Annotated in this window: 14 protein-coding genes, 3 pseudogenes and 1 riboswitch; of the genes and pseudogenes, 11 read left to right on the top strand and 6 right to left on the bottom strand. The window is 36.6% G+C overall.

What is annotated here, in order from left to right; all coding sequences use genetic code 11:
* Positions 1–459, bottom strand: a pseudogene (locus tag V7164_RS17970) (ribonucleoside-diphosphate reductase subunit alpha); the annotation flags it as partial.
* A gap of 149 nt (positions 460–608) precedes the next feature.
* Positions 609–793, bottom strand: a riboswitch (cobalamin riboswitch).
* A 185-nt stretch (positions 794–978) separates the two neighbouring features.
* Positions 979–1,122, bottom strand: coding sequence for a hypothetical protein (locus tag V7164_RS17965; protein WP_335346245.1), 144 nt, complete (start codon positions 1,120–1,122; stop codon positions 979–981).
* 131 nt (positions 1,123–1,253) lie between these two features.
* On the opposite strand from V7164_RS17965, the gene V7164_RS17960 reads away from it, so the two are divergent.
* Complete coding sequence (locus tag V7164_RS17960; protein ID WP_335346246.1) at positions 1,254–2,627, top strand: amino acid permease; 1,374 nt, start codon at positions 1,254–1,256, stop codon at positions 2,625–2,627.
* Between the two features lie 76 nt (positions 2,628–2,703).
* Here the strand turns inward: V7164_RS17960 and V7164_RS17955 are convergent, their stop codons facing one another.
* Positions 2,704–3,333, bottom strand: coding sequence for a LysE family translocator (locus V7164_RS17955; protein WP_335346247.1), 630 nt, complete (start codon positions 3,331–3,333; stop codon positions 2,704–2,706).
* Between the two features lie 161 nt (positions 3,334–3,494).
* On the opposite strand from V7164_RS17955, the gene V7164_RS17950 reads away from it, so the two are divergent.
* The gene (locus V7164_RS17950) at positions 3,495–3,845 is read left to right on the top strand and encodes a hypothetical protein (RefSeq protein WP_335346248.1); all 351 of its coding nucleotides are present in this window, start codon (positions 3,495–3,497) and stop codon (positions 3,843–3,845) included.
* A gap of 99 nt (positions 3,846–3,944) precedes the next feature.
* Here the strand turns inward: V7164_RS17950 and V7164_RS17945 are convergent, their stop codons facing one another.
* Complete coding sequence (locus tag V7164_RS17945) at positions 3,945–4,577, bottom strand: LysE family transporter (protein WP_335346249.1); 633 nt, start codon at positions 4,575–4,577, stop codon at positions 3,945–3,947.
* Between the two features lie 179 nt (positions 4,578–4,756).
* Here V7164_RS17945 and V7164_RS17940 point away from each other — a divergent pair, with 179 nt between their 5' ends.
* Both V7164_RS17940 and galE read left to right on the top strand, forming a co-directional pair.
* Positions 4,757–5,224, top strand: a complete 468-nt coding sequence (locus V7164_RS17940) for a YndM family protein (protein ID WP_335354779.1) — start codon at positions 4,757–4,759, stop codon at positions 5,222–5,224.
* 119 nt (positions 5,225–5,343) lie between these two features.
* A pseudogene (galE, locus tag V7164_RS17935) lies at positions 5,344–6,350 on the top strand (UDP-glucose 4-epimerase GalE).
* Here the strand turns inward: galE and V7164_RS17930 are convergent.
* Positions 6,341–6,960 (bottom strand): annotated as a pseudogene (locus tag V7164_RS17930) (UTP--glucose-1-phosphate uridylyltransferase). The pseudogenes galE and V7164_RS17930 sit on opposite strands and share 10 nt — an antisense overlap.
* 177 nt (positions 6,961–7,137) lie before the next feature.
* On the opposite strand from V7164_RS17930, the gene V7164_RS17925 reads away from it, so the two are divergent.
* From V7164_RS17925 to V7164_RS17905, 5 genes are all read left to right on the top strand, one after another.
* Positions 7,138–8,817, top strand: coding sequence for a DUF6044 family protein (locus V7164_RS17925; RefSeq protein WP_335354778.1), 1,680 nt, complete (start codon positions 7,138–7,140; stop codon positions 8,815–8,817).
* A gap of 17 nt (positions 8,818–8,834) precedes the next feature.
* Entirely contained in the window at positions 8,835–9,872 is a 1,038-nt protein-coding gene (locus V7164_RS17920; RefSeq protein WP_335354777.1) for a glycosyltransferase family 2 protein, read from the top strand.
* Positions 9,826–10,263 (top strand): GtrA family protein, encoded by a 438-nt coding sequence (locus V7164_RS17915; protein ID WP_335346254.1) that lies wholly within the window; start codon positions 9,826–9,828, stop codon positions 10,261–10,263. The genes V7164_RS17920 and V7164_RS17915 overlap by 47 nt, the downstream gene beginning before the upstream one ends.
* A 67-nt stretch (positions 10,264–10,330) precedes the next feature.
* On the top strand, positions 10,331–10,501 hold the full coding sequence (locus tag V7164_RS17910; RefSeq protein ID WP_335354776.1) for a hypothetical protein: 171 nt from the start codon (positions 10,331–10,333) through the stop codon (positions 10,499–10,501).
* Between the two features lie 12 nt (positions 10,502–10,513).
* Complete coding sequence (locus V7164_RS17905) at positions 10,514–11,092, top strand: uracil-DNA glycosylase (protein WP_335354775.1); 579 nt, start codon at positions 10,514–10,516, stop codon at positions 11,090–11,092.
* Between the two features lie 78 nt (positions 11,093–11,170).
* On the opposite strand, the gene V7164_RS17900 is transcribed toward V7164_RS17905, so the two are convergent.
* Entirely contained in the window at positions 11,171–11,905 is a 735-nt protein-coding gene (locus V7164_RS17900; RefSeq protein WP_335346257.1) for a YqcI/YcgG family protein, read from the bottom strand.
* Positions 11,906–12,125: 220 nt separating this feature from the next.
* Between V7164_RS17900 and V7164_RS17895 the strand changes: the two genes are divergently transcribed.
* Together V7164_RS17895 and V7164_RS17890 are read left to right on the top strand one after the other, a co-directional pair.
* On the top strand, positions 12,126–13,268 hold the full coding sequence (locus V7164_RS17895) for a glycerate kinase (RefSeq protein ID WP_335354774.1): 1,143 nt from the start codon (positions 12,126–12,128) through the stop codon (positions 13,266–13,268).
* A 115-nt stretch (positions 13,269–13,383) separates the two neighbouring features.
* A complete protein-coding gene (locus V7164_RS17890) occupies positions 13,384–13,875 on the top strand; it encodes a DUF255 domain-containing protein (RefSeq protein WP_335354773.1) in 492 nt (163 codons plus the stop codon).
* Positions 13,876–14,148: the final 273 nt, after the last annotated feature.

Raw genomic sequence — 14,148 nt, 5'->3', positions numbered from 1 at the left:
CTCATAATCTTTGGCAAGATAACGATCAGCAAGGAGGAACAAACCAATATAGTTAAATAAATAATCTTTTTCAGGGTCAATCAGTATATCTAATTGATCTATTTCTTCTTTTGAATAGAAAGCTAGTAAATCTTCTGAATAAATACCAATATTAGTCAGCTTCATTATGAGGCTATAAAAATCCCCATATTTTACATTCATTTTATATCCTCGATTTTTTGATGCTTCTGAATACAATTCATTTAAATATAGTTGAGCTGCAAGAAAGGTCCAGTTTGGCTGGTCCATTGAGATTTTGTTTAATGAATAAAGAAGTGCAAATTGATTTGCGGATGCATCGTTTTGCTTTAGTTCCTCCAATTGCTGTTTAAGTGGATCAACGTCAATCTTATATAAGTTTGAAGCTCTGTTTAACTCTTCTAAAACTAGATCCAATTCTGTTTGAACATATGTATCCATTTTCATATCCCCTTTACTTGTTTTTTCCAAAATAAAAAACCCATCGCTCCGCTAGAGGATGGGTAAAGTAAAACGCTGATATGATAATAGAATATAAAAAATAGTCTATCAAAATACCCTCGTTTTACCTTCCCAACTCCCGAAGAAGATAACACGTTATAAATATGGCAGGTCTCCTGACTTGTGCTTAGGCCTACTTTAAGTCCTTCCCATCTTATAAAAAGACAGTGGTTTCTACTTATTTCGATAGCACTTACAGTTGCGGGAACAGCTCTGGATTTTCACCAGATTCCCTATTAAGTCCATAACGGACACCATATTTATTGGTTTATCACTGTATATTGTGTTAATGAATAAAAATAAACACTATATATGTAACTTTTTCGATTATAAGCTAAACTTATCATTTTGACAACCTTAAAAAACTAGAGGAATAATGTTAATAAGTACATATCAAAGAAAGAGTTTTTATCGTTATGAAGGACTTTCCCGACTTTTGGAAAAGTCCTTCACCTATTATTACTCTTTAATTCCATGGAGCCATTCTTGATAACATTCAGGGCAAAGTATTTCATCCTTGTCCATATTTGATACATAAAATGTGACTTGATGTAATTCTTTTTCCCCCGTTTCACTGTTGCAGTAAAAACATTGATTAGCCATTTAAAATCCCCTCCTATTGCTTATTTTGAAACCTTTTAAGCCTCTTTATTCTTAATGGATTGGTTATTTGGAGATACATATTTAATGGTATGGGGCAAATAATAATTTGGAGTTTCGGAGGGGGGATTGGCATGGAAATACCGGCTCGTGCTGCTGACAAAGGGGATATTAGCGAAGATGGAAAAAAGCTAGCTTGGTGGCAGCTGTCGTTAATCGGTGTCGGATGCATTATTGGAACAGGGTATTTTGTTGGGACCGGAATTGGTATAAGAATGACTGGCCCCGCAATTTTAATAGCCTTTATTCTGGCAGCGATAGGCACTTACACAGTTTTTGACGCTTTAGGAAAAATGTCCGCAAAGGACCCGCAAAAAGGGGCATTTCGTTCATACGCGAAAAAAGCATATGGGCGTGGAGCTGGGTTTAGCAGCGGGTGGGTCTATTGGTTTTCTGAAATGCTGATTTCTGGTAGCCAGTTGACCGCTCTTTCATTATTAACACGATTCTGGTTCCCTGATGTACCTCTTTGGATTTTTTCCTCCATTTATGCAGTGCTAGGGGTTTTCGTTATTGTCATTGGAACAAAGGGATTTGAGAAAGCCCAGAATATTTTTGCAGTTATAAAAATTGCTGCAATATTGATGTTTATCATCTTGGCGATCACCGTTTTATTTGGATTATTTGGAGGAAATCTAAAGGATTTTAAAGTCCCTACAGACGGAAATGAAATCCTGCCTAGAGGATTTTATGGTTTATGGTCTGCATTAATCTTTGGATTCTATGCCTTTGGCGGGATAGAAATAATGGGGATTTTTGCAACTAGGTTAAAAAATAAAGAAGATGTTCGTAAATCAGGCTCTGTTATGTTGATCATCTTAACGACCATTTACTTAATCTCTTTAGCTTTAGCTACGGGATTAGCAGCGATAGATAAATTTAGTAAAAATGAAAGCCCGTTTGTTATTGCTCTTGATAAATATGATATCACCTTTTTTCCACATGTATTTACTGGAGGCATTATTATTGCCGGCTTTTCGACTATGGTCGCTACCCTATTTGCCGTTACAAGCATGATTGTCACTTTAGCGGAAGATGGAGATGCCCCAAAAATTTTCTCGAAAAAGGGTAAGCTAAAAGTTCCTCCACTGGCACTTTCCTTAACAATTGGCGGGTTAGTGACATCAGTTTTATTGGCATTAGTCATGCCTGACAGTGTGTATGAATATATTACGACAGCAGCTGGGTTAATGCTGTTATATAATTGGTTGTTCATTCTAGTTTCTTTCCCGAAGCTGATTAAAGCTACGAAATTCGACCATGTTAAACGCTTTATAGGGATAGGTTTAATTTTGCTTGCAATAACTGGAACACTTTTCGAGAAATCAAGCCGCCCGGGATTCTTTGTGAGTATCCTTTTTGTCGGTTTAGTGATAAGCGTGTTACTAATTATGAATTTCATTAAGAAACGAAAGCAAAGTAAAGGATATAATCCCCAAAAAGCATAAGCTTTAAAGTAAACAAGGGTTGAACGTCTAATGGAAATTAGAGGACAACCCTCGAAATCAACCTATGTTCATCTTTTTATTGGAAAAATAATAAAAGAACCGCCTCATATCCAAAATAAATTCCAAACCCAATTAATGAAATACCTGAGACAATAGAGATGCCCGCAAGAATCTTACCAGATAAAAATCTTCTAAAGCTGCTTGCAATCCCAGCCATCGTTACATCCCAAATAAATAAGCCAACAATGATGGCAGAACTAAATGTTAACAATTGTAGCTGATCGAATTGTGTAGCCGTCTTTGCTAAGACAGATCCGAAAATGCCCAACCAGAATAAAATGGTTAAAGGATTGGAAATCGAAATGAAAAAGCCGGAAATAAAAGATTTGATAGCGGATTCACTTTTATTACGAGATGATAATTCAATTTTTCCAGCACCTTGAATACTTTCAATACCCGTATAAATGAGAACAAAGAAGCCAAATGACCACAAAAAGGTTTTGACAATGGGTATTTCAAGAAACTGAACTACACCCAAAAAAACAGCAATCATATATAGGATATCTGCAATCATAGCGCCAAAGCCGACAAGCCAAGAATGCCAAAAGCCATTTTTAATCCCCTTATCTAATTGTGCTGCATTCACTGGCCCAATCGGTGCAGCCAAAGTAAGCCCAAGAAAGACATAACCCAAAAAAATCCCCATGCTTTTTCTCCTTGCTATGTATTATTCAATTAATAGGTTTGTACACATTCTATTCATGATTTAGAGGCTGTACTACAATTTTTCCTAAAGAATAAATAATTCAATTAGGAAAATAATAAATTTGAAATCTTCTTTAATACTCATATTGGAGGGCATTCTGAATGTCGGTCATCGTTTACCAAACCTTTGAGATAAAACAGGAAAAATTTAAAGATGGGTTAGATAATTTACTTGAGATTAAAAAATACAGAAATGAAAATTATCATCATAAGGTAGAAATTTTAACGCCAATTTCAGGAAAGGACCATACATACGCTGTTATTTCAACATACGAAGGCCTTGCAGAAATGGAACTGCAAAACAAGAAGATGTTCGATGATGATGAGTATTTAAAATTGATTGGTCAATTCTTTTTAGAGGATATTGTTCAGGGTAGCATGAATACACAATTTTTTAGAGTAATGAATGATAAACCGGAATTGAAAGATAAAGACAAAGAAAAAGGGAAATAGTCTTTATCTTTGGAGGAGTAGCCTGTATAATTTACGGAGTAAAAAGGAATTAACAAAAAAGCGGGAATCATTTATTGATCCCGTTTCTCCTATGTCACTTCAAAAAAACACCGCTTTTATTCCATGATAGGCAAAATATAAGCCGAATCCAAGTAATGATAGGCCAGAAAAAATGGAAATGGCCTTAAGACTATGTACAGTTAAAAATCTTCGAAACCCTGTTGTTAATCCCGCAATGAGAATATCCCAAATGGTGAGTCCCAAAAATATCATGCTGCTATAAATTAATAATTGACCAGTCCCATAGACTTGGGCTGTTTTAGCGAGTACAGATCCGTAAATTCCTAACCAGAATAGGATGGATAAGGGGCTGGATATGGACATGAAAAACCCTGTCAAGAAGCATTTTGTTATTGAATCTTTCCCCCTAGTTTCTTCCAAAGTAATCATCTTAGCGCCTATAATGCTTTCTGTCCCTGTATAGATGAGAATAAACCCTCCAAAAAGCCAGAGAAATATTTGAACAATCGATATTTCCAAAAAGTGTACCATCCCTAAATAAACCGTTAGCATGAAAATTCCATCTGCTATCATAGAGCCGATCCCTACAATCCATGCATGCCAAAAACCATTCTTTATACCTTTATCCAATCTAACCGAGTTAACCGGACCAATTGGAGCTGCCAAAGTAAACCCTAAAATGATATAACTCAGGAAAATGTTAACATTCAATAATGACCACTCCAATCGGATAGGTTCCTAACTTGTACATTTTATGTGCAAAAAATGTTCCTATGAATCTTTGTCCAAAAACTTTCTTTAGTCATTGCCGTTATTTCTGAATTCGCAAATTCCTAAACTGAATAGGAAAAGCCGAATATAAGCAAAATAGACTAAAAGGAGATGATGTTGTGAAGCATGCAAAAGCATTTTTGTTAAAGTTTATTTCTTGTTTAGTCCTTTTATATATTATACTTGGCTTATTTTATGGCATGTCCTTTGGAATGGTATTCTTAATTTCATTAGCATTAGGAGCATCCTCTTATGTTCTTGGCGACTTTCTTGTGTTGCCTAGGTCTAATAATTTCATTGCGACAATCACCGATTTTGTCCTGGCTTTCCTCGTGATTTGGTCTTTAAGTATCAGTTTGACCCTAAGAGAAAATATAGTGACGATGTCTCTCGTTGCTGCCGCTGGAGTCGCCCTTTTTGAAATCATATTTCATAGATACATGGCCAATCAGATTATCACTAAAATGAACAGCCATACTGCACGGCCAAGCAAACTGCAATTTCAAACAGAAGCTTCAGAAGAACTGACTCCTTCTGAGACAGATTTAAAATTAAATGAAGATAAAAGTAATCGTGGAGAGGAATGATCCATTATTAATAACGTCTGCTTAGTCGAGCAGGCGTTTTTTAATGTTTTTTTGGGAGAATACAGACAATTTCTTTTGCATATAGAGAAGGGAGAAATGGATTTAAGGGGGGAGAACTAATGGCGATTTTGGTAACTGGAGGCGCAGGTTATATTGGCTCACATCTTGTTGATTATTTAATTGAGAAAGGTATGAAGGTAATTGTCATCGATAACCTGCAGACTGGCCACCGAGAGGCCATTCATCCAAAGGCAATTTTCTATGAGTGTGATATACGTTCTTCAGAAATAATAATGAATATTTTAATAAGGAAAAAATAGTGGCAGTTTTTCATTTTGCGGCCGCTTCACTAGTCGGAGAATCAATGAATGATCCGTTAAAGTATTATGATGTAAACGTAAGCGGGACTCGGTCTCTGCTTGAGGCGATGAGCAGGCACTGTGTTAAATACCTTGTATTCTCATCTACTGCGGCCGTTTATGGGGATTCGCATAAACAGCCAATTAAAGAAAGCTTTCCACTTCAGCCCTCTAATCCATATGGTGAGACAAAGCTTGCAATGGAGAGGATGATCAAATGGTGGGGAGATGCCTTTAATGCAAGCTATGTCTCATTACGATATTTCAATGCAGCCGGTGCGAAGGAAACAGGTGAATTAGGAGAGTATCATCTTCCTGAAACCCATTTAATTCCTATTGTTCTGCAGGCAGCACTGGGAATGAGAGAATACGTAACAATTTATGGAGATAAATATCCGACAAAGGATGGAACCTGTATCCGAGACTTTATTCATGTAGAGGATTTAGCAGAGGCTCATTCAATGGCACTCCAATACTTACAAAATGGAGGAAAAAGTGATGTATTTAATCTTGGCAATACTGCGGGATATTCGGTAAAGGAGGTAATAAGGGCTTCTATAGAAGAAACAGGGAAAAATATAAAGATGATAGTAGGAGATAGGAGGCATGGTGATCCCGCAGAATTAATTGCTTGTTCGGATAAAGCTTTGAAAATATTAGGCTGGAAACCAAAGAAATCTTCAATACACAAAATAATACAGGATGCTTGGAATTGGCACATAAAGTATCCAGAGGGATACAAAAGTTTATCAGCTTTTCAAAAATGATTTTGTTTTAAGTACAGGTATAGTTTTTCTTTTAATTCCGGTCTCTTTAATGCAAAATTAATGGACGCTTCCAGAAAGCCAAATTTATCACCAACATCATATCGTTTCCCTTTGATAATATATGAAAAAAATAGACTCGTGCTCTAGCAATAAATGCAAAGCATCAGTTAGCTGGATTTCATCATATTTGTCTTGCTGCACATGATTAAGAATGTCATCACCCAAAAGAACTGCAAATGGCTGATTTCTGATAAATTTTTTTGCGCATAAGAGGGCATGGCCTAACCCTAATGGATCCTTTTGCCGAACATAGTGAATATCGGCCATTTCAGATATTTTTCTGGACCTCATGAAGCATTACTATTTTTCCTGTTCGCTTTAACAGCAATTCCATTTCTACTGACTTATCAAAGTGGTCTACTATAGCTCTTTTATTCCTTCCTGTTACAATTATAATATCTTCAATCCCCGACGCAATCGCTTCTTCAATAATATATTGGAAGGCTGGTTTATCAACGATTGGGAGCATTTCCTTCGGCAGAGCTTTTGTTGCCGGCAGGAAACGGGTTCCTAAACCAGCGGCAGGAATGACTGTTTTTTTATCATCCATGATCCCCCTAATCATTCGGCTTTCCCGTTCCCATTTCTATGTACGGAAGTGGCTGTCTTATCCCACATGTTTACAGAAAAAGAGCAAAAAGGAATATTTTCCTCCACAAAGAGCACCTTAAAACTATTAAGATAATAAGACTTTTGCAGGGAATATGCTTTTGAGGTGTATGAAGAAATGCCAACTCAAAAAAAACATATCGAAAGAAGGTTTTTAATTTTTGCCTTTCTTGCCTTAGCTGTTTTTGTCTCCCCGCTGTTTATATTAGGGGAGAATGCACATATACGAGTTCACGATAATTTGGATTCCAATTTAGCCTGGTATAAAGTCTTAGCTGAAAGTGGACAATTAACCGGGTCTGTCAATGCCGTCATTCCGCAAATAATAAATGGACAATTATCCCGAAATGCATTTGGAACGGAATTTAGTCTGATCGTTTGGCTTTATGCTCTCTTTCCTGCAATGACGGCTTATGCAATTAGCCAGACGATTACTAGGGTTTTTGCGTTCATAGGGATGTATTTACTGTTGAAAACCCATTTCCTAACTGGGCAACAGTGGACTATTCTAACTGTGAATATAGGCACTTCTCTTGCATTTGCATTTACCCCATTTTGGCCATCAGGGATGTTAAGCACTCTTGGTATGCCTTTGGCCTTATGGGCTTTCCTCAATATCCGGAAAAAGGAGAAAATGTGGAAAAGCTATCTGGTGCTAACTCTCCTTCCTTTCTATTCTAGTATTGTTTTAGGTTTCTTCTTTTTTCTAACTGCTATAGGGATCTTTTGGCTAATGGAAGTAATGATGAAGAAGCGGTGGAATTGGCGTTTTCTATTGTCTATTGGTTATATGACTCTTTTGTATGCAATCGTGGAATACCGGCTAGTCTATTCTTTTCTGTTTGATGATGAACCAAACAGCAGAGATGAATATTTTCACGCAAGATTATCCATTTGGCGCTCTATTAGACTTACCTATAAAAATTTCATCTATGGTCATCATCATGCTGCAACTATTCATACTTTAGTCATCTTGCCTGTAATGTTTTTGGCATTATTCATTATTTTAAGAAAGAAAATCTGGAAAAAGGAAAGAGCCTTTGTTTTTTTATTTATCCTTAATATCACTTTATCAGTATGGTATGCATTCTGGTTTTATAAGGGATGGCTGCCATTAACGAAGCGATTTCACTTTTTAGATACTTTCAATTTTGCCCGGTATCACTTTCTGAGGCCGCTAGTCATTTATGTACTGTTTGCTTTGTCATTAAAGGTTCTAATGGATACAAGGTGGAAAAGGACAGTTCCTATACTTGTTGCTGCACAGCTAATTGTTTGTTCTGTAACTAATGAAGAAATCATCTTTCAAACAAAGCCAACATTTAAGCAATTTTTTGCTGTGGATCAATTTAAGGAGATTAAAGATTATATAGGAATTCCTCAGAAAGATTATCGTGTGGCGAGTATTGGTATTCACCCGGCTATCGCTCAATTTAACGGTTTTTATACCCTCGACACTTATAATAATTTTTACCCTTTATCTTATAAATATCAATTTAGGAAAATTATTGAGAAGGAATTGGCAAAAAATAAAACAATCCGCCTTTATTTTGATGAATGGGGAGGACGCTGCTATATTTTTACAGCGGAACTAGGAAAGCGCTATATGTTTAAAAAAAATACAAAAAAGCGATTAAAAAACCTTGAGCTTAACATCAAGCCATTTAAGGAAATGGGTGGCCAATATATTTTTTCTGCCGTTCCCATTGATAATGCATATGAAAATAATCTGAGCTTAGAAAGGACGTTTGAATCTTCTAGCTCTGCTTGGAAAATTTATTTATATAAAGCGATCTAACAGCAGGAGGAATCAGAATGGATCATCCAATGCTCACGATAGTTGTTCCATGTTATAACGAAGAGGAGATTCTCCCAGATACGATGCTACAGCTAAGCATTTATCTCCAAGAGCTAGTAAAGGAGAGGTTAGTTTCGAGTAATAGTAAAATTTTATTTGTTGATGATGGGAGTAAGGATCAAACATGGGAAATCATATATAGAAAGAGTTTAGAAGACGAGCTAATTAAAGGGTTAAAGCTTTCAAGAAATGTCGGACACCAAAAGGCGCTTTTGGCTGGATTAATGGCAGCCAAGACTGTTTCGGATTGTGTTATTTCCATTGATGCAGATCTTCAGGATGATATTTCTGTCATACGTGAATTTATTTTGAAATACCGAGAAGGCTATGAAATCATCTATGGGGTCAGAAGAAAACGGGATACAGATACATATTTCAAAAGGAGCACGGCCCAAGGCTTTTATAAATTAATGAAGAGGATGGGGGTGGATCTTGTTTATAATCATGCTGATTTTCGATTAATGAGCAATAGGGCTCTTTATGAATTACAGCGCTATGATGAGGTGAATATTTTCCTCCGCGGCATTGTGCCAATACTAGGCTTAAAGTCTACCTCCGTCTACTATGACCGAAAAGAACGAAGTGCCGGAGAAACGAAATATCCGCTAAAGAAAATGATCGCCTTTTCGCTTGAGGGATTAACCTCTTTTTCTGTTACGCCTATTCGTGTCGTCATGCTTGTTGGATTTCTTTCTTTCTTTATTAGTCTTTTATTTGGAGTCTACTTTCTCAGTTTAAAGCTATCCGGTAAAACGGAAACGGGCTGGACATCCTTAATAACTTCTATTTGGTTAATTGGCGGGATTCAGCTCATTTCTATTGGTGTGGTTGGTGAATACATTGGAAAAATATATAGTGAAACGAAGCGAAGACCGAAATATATGGTCGATATTGATACATTTAATTTGCCGATTCCACGTTCGCTAATAAATGATGGAGAAAATGAACATGAACTCTTTGACCATAATTATGGAAAATTATCTGAAACGAACTAATTCCTTTTTCCGTTTTTTATTAGTAGGAGTGGTAAATACGTTAATTGGACTCTCCATCATGCTTCTTCTATTAAATGCAGCAGAAATGTCCTATTGGATTTCTACATTCATTGGAAATGGCGTTGGAGCTTTTGTAAGTTATTTTTTAAATCGAAGTTTTACCTTTCAGAGTAAAATTCATTTGAAAACGAGTATCCCACGGTTCATTATCGTGATTTTGAGCTGCTACATTTTCTCTTATTCCGTAAGCCATATGGCCTTAAGAATCTTTGAAGAGGGTAATAGCCTGTTGGCAGAAAACTTGGCAGTTGTAATAGGAGCAGGATTATATACACTCCTAAACTATTTAGGGCAAAGGTTTTATGTATTTAAGAATATGGAGGCTGTATGACTTTGCTTTATCAAGGAACAATAGGAATACAGATTGGTTCTAATAAAAAGAAATTGGAGGGGTAAAGATGCGAAATGATCAATTGAATCTTAACAATCATAAATTAAATGGCCAGGAGAAAGATATGGAATTTGAAATTAGTACAACAGGCTATGGATTACAATCGGTCGTTGAGTCTGACGAGACAAATACTTTAGAAAAGAAGCAAAACAACCATAACAGCTGTGGTGGACTGTAATCAGAACAGGAGATGACGGGTATTATTGAATTTTGTCCAGCCATTTGGCCTGAGGAACGAGTGCCAGAGGATCAAAAGGATTGTCGTGAATGCAAACTTTATAAGCATGGGACAAGGATGGTGTGGGGGGAAGGCAATCCTGGTGCTCCTATCATGATTATTCTTGATAATCCAGGAGCACGAGAAGATCGTGAAGGGAATCCATATGTTTGCGGAACTAGGTTTACATTACAAAAATCCGCTAACGAGGTAGGCATACAGCCTAGTGATTTATATGTAACGTATATTTTAAAAAGAAGACCTGTTCGTGCCTATAATAAAGAGGAAGCTAGGAAATCTTGTATCCAGCATTTAAGGGTGCAGTTAGCAGAAAAGAAGCCGAATTTTATTTTTTGTTTAGGGAATATTGCTGTTCAATCATTTTTCGAAAATCCTGAAGCAGAGGTGAAAAAACTGCGAGGCTCCTGGCACAATGTAAATGGATTCCCGACAGCTGTTGCTTATCATCCGCTTGCCATTAGAAGAAGACCGAATTTATGGCCGATATTTATGAGTGACTGGGAGATGCTGGCACAGCGATTTCATCTCTAGAATGTCAGTTTATTTACAAAAAAGCCAAACCTAATGAAATACAGAGTTTGGCATTTTTATATGTCATTATTTAACAACTTACATTTTATTTTTTTCCTTATGAAACGGGCATTGGGAAAATGTGCTTTGATCATCTGGCAGGAAATACTGTGTCCATTCATAATTATCGCTATTTCCATAAGAGTTTAATGCAGGGTGAATAGTAGTGCTGTCATAAGCGCATAAACGTTCGCGGATTTGCTGTTTTATTTTATCAGCCTGTTTTCCTTTTGCGAGGAATTCTTTTAGAACAAATCTTGGTGTGATGGCTAACATTAAATATGGAAAGCTTCTGCTTTTTCTATTTATGTGTGCAGGGGTCGCACAGTACATAAAATAGGGTGTCCCATGAAAGCAGAATTCCCAAAATGAATGAGTTGGGTTTGTAGGTATGATATCTGGCCAAGGCAATTCATCTAGCATCGTTAAGTTGATTAGGTGTTGCCAGAACAGTTCCTGATATTCTTTAATGCTAAAATTCAAGTCTTCTTTAGAGGAATTAAAAAATATAATGAGGGACGTATATTTTCCGAAGCTTTTATAATGTAAGGAATATTCCTTAAGTATTGCTGCCAGTTTGTAAGAGGTCTCATATTTTAATGGGCTGTCAATGAAGCCATATCTTAGGTGACCAGACTTTAAACCTAAAGTGGCGGGGATACAAGGAAATAATTGATTCGCATCAGTCATTTTTTGAATAAACAGCTTATAGGCTTTCTTTTGCCATCCTTCTGTATCATGCTTTTCCAGCTCTGAATCCTGAAGTAATATCATAGTTATCGCACACTCCTATCCTTACTTCATTAAAATATGCATGATCTTCGGATAGGTGATTGCCCTTAATAGTAGGTTCATGCAAAGCATGGACTTCTTTTTAATAGGAGATTTCTAATACCAATAACTCGTATTTAAGCCTATAATAGTGAATAGAAGTTACTGAATATTTAATTTTATTTATATATTATTAATAAAATCTAATAAGGTGGCAAGGAAAATGAAAATTGTGATTGCACCCGATTCATTTAAGGGGAGTTTAACGGCACTTGAAGCAGCACAGGCCATTGAAAAAGGGGTGAAAAATGCAATTCAGCATGCAGAAACCGTTCTAGTTCCAGTTGCAGACGGTGGAGAAGGGACGATGGACAGTCTAGTATCTGCTACAAATGGTCATAAGGTAGAGATTGAGGTTAAGGGACCATTACTTGATCCTGTACAAGCTGCTTATGGATTATTAGGTGATCAGGAAACATGCGTGATAGAAATGGCTAGTGCATCAGGGTTATGTCTCATCGATTCTGCTAGGTTTAATCCTATGACAGCCACAACATTTGGGACAGGACAGCTAATTAAAAAAGCATTAGATGATGGATGCAGCAAATTTATTTTAGCGATTGGTGGAAGTGCGACCAATGATGGCGGGTTAGGTATGCTTCAAGCACTAGGAATGAAGTTTCTTGATGCTAATGGAGAGTTAGTCGGATATGGAGGTTCTGAACTAGGAAGAATTGTTGATATTGATGATCAAGAGTTTGATTCACGAATTGCAAATTGTGAATTTTTAATAGCGACAGATGTTCAGAATCCATTAGTAGGGGAAAAGGGAGCAACTCATGTGTTTGGTCCGCAAAAAGGGGCTACACCTGATATGGTTGAAATTCTAGACAACAACTTAAGGCATTGGGCAGATTTAGTAGCATTAAAAACAGGCATTCGCCTGCATGATATGCCCGGAGCCGGAGCGGCGGGAGGAATTGGTGGAGCCTTCCAAGCTTTTTTTCCATCTAAAACAAAGCGAGGCATTGACATTGTCATAGAATATTCAAGGCTTGTTGAACATTTAGCTGGAGCAGATTGCGTATTTACTGGTGAAGGTCAGATTGATTTCCAAACTGCCTCAGGAAAGACACCTATGGGCGTGGCTGAAGCAGCTAAACTGAAAGGAATCCCTGTTTTTGCTCTGACCGGGTCCATTGGCCAAGGAATTGATGTTTTATATGAACACGGTATTACAAGTGTTCATAGTATTATTAATTCTCCTATGACACTACAAAAAGCCATTGAAAGCGCTGCCATTTTACTCGAGCAAACAGCTGAACAAGTTATGCGAACTTTTATAGCAACAATAAGAAGGCTATGAATATTCATTAATTTTTCCTCACCTTAATGGAAATAATATCTTTGTCATAAGTATACGATCAATCATAGATTTTCTTTTCAGATAGAGTTATTTCCAAATAAAGGAGTTGTAAAATATGCAGTCTTTCTTATCCGAAGAACGTTATTCCCCAACATATAATTGGTTAGTGCTATCCAAAAGCCCTTATTTAAAAAAGCATGAGCGGAGTCCTGTAAATTGGCTAGAGTGGTCAACAGAAGCGTTTGATAAGGCGAAAAGGGAAGGTAAGCTTGTGTTTGTCAGTATTGGGGATAATCATTGCCATTTGTGTGCTGTCATGGAACAGGAGTCGTTTGAAGATATGGAGACAGCCCAGCTATTAAATGATAAGTTTATTTGCATGATGATTGACAAGGAAGAGCATCCGGATATTGCTTCTTTATGCTTGAGCAAGTGTCAGAAGATGGATGTAAAAGGGGAAGGGCCGCTAAATATTTTTTTATCTTCAGAGCAGGAAACTCTTTATGCTGCGAGGTATTTACCGAAGGAAAGTCTTGATGATGGTATGATTGGATTTAAAGAATTAATCACGCAGGTGTATAATCAAAATGTCATAAACCATGATTAGGAACAAGTATATAGGAAGTTACGTAAAAATTGCAGTTCTTGCCTTTATGCAAGAACTTTTTTTTGCAAAAAAATTCCGCCCATAAGGAGCGGATAAAAAAGAGACCTTGGATCAATTAAGAAATAATTCGAAGTGGAAACAACATATAGTATTTGTGTGCATAAAATAATACTATATATTGTTAAAAAGATTCTACCATATTTATTTTATTAGAGCAAATTATTTAGTATTTTCTTGATTTATTTCGTCTGCCATACTAATTATTTACTAATT

The sequence above is a fragment of the Bacillus sp. JJ1474 genome, from assembly GCF_036965225.1.
Lineage (GTDB): Bacteria > Bacillota > Bacilli > Bacillales > Cytobacillaceae > Cytobacillus.
This window is presented reverse-complemented; position numbering and strand designations above follow the sequence as displayed.